Consider the following 2,991-nt stretch of genomic DNA (forward strand, 5'->3'; position numbering starts at 1 on the left):
CTGTCGGCGGGCGGTGACGTCGCGGGCGGCGGGGTCGAGGACGGCGGCTCGGAGGAGGGCGGACTCGTGGGTGCCGGGTCCGTCGGGGTCGGGTCGACGGGCGTGGGCTCCGGCCCGGTCGACGGCGGACCGCTCGGTGCGGGCGGGGAGGGGGCGGGATGCGTGGGAGCGGGCCGCGGGTCGGAGGGGCCCGCGGGACCGTACCCGTCGATAGAGACCACGGCGCCCGCGGGGGCCACGGTCAGACGCGCGTGCCAGGCGCCGGTGGGCTCGCGGAGGTGGTCGACGAACACCCGGAGCGTGAACGATTCGCCCGGGGCGAGCGTCCCCGAGGACTGGCTCAGGTAGAGCCAGGAGGCGCTCGTGGACACGGACCAGTGGACGGGTGAGTCCCCGGACGCCGTCAGTGTGACGATCGTCGTGGTCCCGTCGTTGCGGGCCGACACCGCGAGGTGTCCCTGCCCCGGGGCATCCGTCTGCCCGCCGATGACCTTGACGGAGACGTCCGGCGCGTGGCCGTTCCGGTCGAGTCCGGGGTCGGACTTCATCCTGGCGTTGCCCGCGTTCTCGTACCCCCCTGTGCCCTCACCGCCGAGGGAGCCGGGACCGTGCGCCTCGCGGGCGGTGGCGGTGCTGCCGTCGGAGGCCTCCCCGGTGAGGGGCGCGCCGCGGTAAGTGGCCCACAGGGCGAGGAGGGGGGCCGCGATCACGGTGGCGACCACGGTCGTCGTGACGGCACGCGCGCGCAGGCGTTCACGGCGGGCCGCATGGTCCTTCGGGTCCATGGGGAAGCCGCGCCGGTCGAAGTGGGGTGCGTCGCTCCGTGCGCGGGGGGCGTGCGCCACCGCGGCCTGCAGGGCCGCTTTCGGGGCCTGAAGGACGGGCAGCTCGGCAGGGGTGACGCTGGTGCCGGGCCAGCTGCCGGGGACGGCGCGCTCGGCGGTGCGACGGCAGCGTGGGCAGTCGTCGACGTGCCGGACCAGCTCGCGGCGCAGCGCGGCACTGAGGACGAGCCGGGGGTCGTCGGTGAGGCCGGCGACGCTCGGACAGGTGCCGGTCTCGACGACGGCGAGGGCGGCGCGGGTGCGCTCGACCTCGCAGGCGCCGGAGGCGAGCAGCTCGCGTGCGGAGGCGAGGCCCGTGCCGAGCACGGCGGCGACCTCGCGGGCAGCGAGTTGGTGACGGACGGCGAGTTCGAGTGCCTCGCGCTGCTCGGGTGTGGTGCCGGCGGCCTCGGGCCAGGCGAGCCGGACGAGTTCCCGCCGGCGTAGCTCCTGGACCTCTTCGGGGACGGGGGCGGCGCCGACCGCCTCGGCGGCGCGCCGGTCGGCGGCCTCCTTGTGCGCACGGTCACGCCCGGCGGCATGGCCGGCCGGGCGGCGCCGCCGGGCCTCGGCGAGCCTGCGCAGACAGGACCAGCGGGCGAGAGCGTACAGCCAGGCGCGGTGGTCGTCGGAGGCCTGCGGGCCGCGCGTCCCGCGACGCTCGGCGATCGCCAGGGCGTCCCCCAGGGCGGCGGTCGCCGCGTCGTGATCGCACAGCACGGAGAGGCAGTAGGTGAACAGGCCGTCCACATACGGCTCGTAACGCGCGGGCGGCCCCGGGGCCGCGGTGCGGGTGTTCGCACCACGAGGCGCGCTCCCCCGCTTGCGTGCGTCCCCGCGCGCCGGGTGGGCGCCGGTGGCGTGCGTGGAGGTCTCCGGCCTGCTGCTCATCACCCGTGCGACCGTAGGCGCCGCGGGGCGGCGCCTACGGCTCCCTTGCGCACATTTACTCCGTACGGGTGAAACGATCTCTCGTAAGACGATAGGAGCGGCGGATTCGGCGGTCCGCTCCGGACGGAGGTCCTGTCCGCCCACAGGACGATGGTCACCGACGGATTCCGGCCCCGGGTGAGGCGGCCCTCGCAGGAGGCGGCCGCGCGCACGGGCAGGCCCGGGATACGGCGGCCTCCGGGGCCCCTGTCCCGGCGGGGGCCCCGGAGTGTCGGTGGCCTCGGCTACGGTTTCGTCCATGGCTGCCCGTACGAAGACCACCAAGGACCGGCCGTCCTACCGCTGCACCGAGTGCGGCTGGCAGACCGCCAAGTGGCTCGGCCGCTGCCCCGAGTGCCAGGCCTGGGGGACGGTCGAGGAGTACGGCGCGCCCGCGGTGCGGACCACGACACCGGGCCGGGTGACGAACTCCGCCCTGCCCATCGGCCAGGTCGACGGGCGCCAGGCCACCGCCCGCTCCACCGGCGTGCCCGAGCTGGACCGCGTCCTCGGGGGCGGCCTGGTGCCCGGCGCGGTCGTGCTGCTCGCCGGCGAACCCGGGGTCGGCAAGTCCACGCTCCTGCTGGACGTCGCGGCCAAGGCCGCGAGCGACGAGCACCGCACGCTGTATGTGACCGGCGAGGAGTCGGCGAGCCAGGTGCGTCTGCGCGCCGACCGCATCAGGGCCATCGACGACCACCTCTACCTGGCGGCCGAGACGGACCTCGCCGCCGTACTGGGCCACTTGGACGCGGTGAAACCCTCGCTGCTCATCCTCGACTCCGTACAGACCGTCGCCTCCCCGGAGATCGACGGCGCGCCCGGCGGCATGGCCCAGGTGCGCGAGGTCGCCGGGGCGCTCATCCGCGCCTCCAAGGAGCGCGGCATGGCCACCCTCCTGGTGGGCCACGTCACCAAGGACGGCGCGATCGCGGGCCCGCGCCTGCTCGAACACCTCGTGGACGTCGTCCTGCACTTCGAGGGCGACCGGCACGCGCGCCTGCGCCTGGTACGGGGTGTCAAGAACCGGTACGGCGCGACGGACGAGGTCGGCTGCTTCGAGCTGCACGACGAGGGGATCACGGGCCTCGCGGACCCCAGCGGCCTGTTCCTGACCCGTCGCGACGAGCCGGTCCCCGGCACCTGCCTGACCGTCACCCTGGAGGGCCGCCGCCCCCTGGTGGCCGAGGTACAGGCGCTCACGGTGGACACGCAGATCCCGTCCCCGCGCCGCACG

2 protein-coding genes are annotated in these 2,991 nt (G+C 75.6%); one reads left to right on the plus strand and one right to left on the minus strand.

Annotated features, from left to right (window positions below; all coding sequences use genetic code 11):
* Positions 1–1,718, minus strand: a 1,718-nt coding sequence (locus tag BIV24_RS30745) for a BACON domain-containing protein (RefSeq protein WP_107459827.1), incomplete at its 3' end; no start/stop codon positions are given.
* A 295-nt stretch (positions 1,719–2,013) separates the two neighbouring features.
* Between BIV24_RS30745 and BIV24_RS30750 the strand changes: the two genes are divergently transcribed.
* On the plus strand, positions 2,014–2,991 hold a 978-nt coding region (locus BIV24_RS30750; protein WP_071369748.1), incomplete at its 3' end, for a DNA repair protein RadA.

Origin of the sequence: Streptomyces colonosanans, assembly GCF_001866645.1 — a bacterium.
Taxonomy (GTDB): Bacteria; Actinomycetota; Actinomycetes; order Streptomycetales; family Streptomycetaceae; genus Streptomyces; species Streptomyces colonosanans.